This window comes from Pseudomonas sp. 30_B, from assembly GCF_017491605.1.
GTDB lineage: Bacteria > Pseudomonadota > Gammaproteobacteria > Pseudomonadales > Pseudomonadaceae > Pseudomonas.
Map to the genome: position 1 here is coordinate 1 of NZ_JAFGYY010000163.1, position 525 is coordinate 525.

General features: G+C 63.2%; 1 protein-coding gene. It reads right to left on the minus strand.

Annotated features, from left to right (window positions below; translation table 11 throughout):
- A partial coding sequence (locus tag J5M67_RS27735; protein ID WP_207888586.1) for a dihydrodipicolinate synthase family protein occupies positions 1 to 459 on the minus strand: 459 nt, incomplete at its 3' end.
- Positions 460 to 525 lie beyond the last annotated feature (66 nt).

Consider the following 525-nt stretch of genomic DNA (forward strand, 5'->3'; position numbering starts at 1 on the left):
CGACATGTCCGCGACAGTGCGGCCCGGCACGTTGTACAGGATCACCGGAAGGTCCACCGCCTCGGCGATCGCCTTGAAGTGGCGGTAGATCCCTTCCTGCGTCGGCTTGTTGTAGTACGGCACCACTTGCAGCGTCGCATCGGCGCCCACCGCCTTCGCATGCTTCGACAGCTCGATCGCCTCGGTCGTCGAGTTGCCGCCCGCGCCCGCGACGATCGGAATCCGCTTCGCCGCGTGCTTGACCGCGGTCTCGATCATGAGCACGTGCTCGTCGACGGAAAGCGTCGCCGATTCGCCGCTCGTGCCGACCACGACGAGGGCATCCGTCCCCTCTTCGATATGCCAGTCGATCAGCTTGCGGAAGGCCGCCAGATCGAGGCCGCCGTCCTCGAGCATCGGGGTGACGATCGCGGGGACGCTGCCGCGGATTTGAATGCCGTCTTGAGTGCCGTTAGCCATGAAACAAACACGATGAAAAATCGGTAAAGGTCGATTGTAGCGGATTAGCCTGCCAGTCCGTAACGC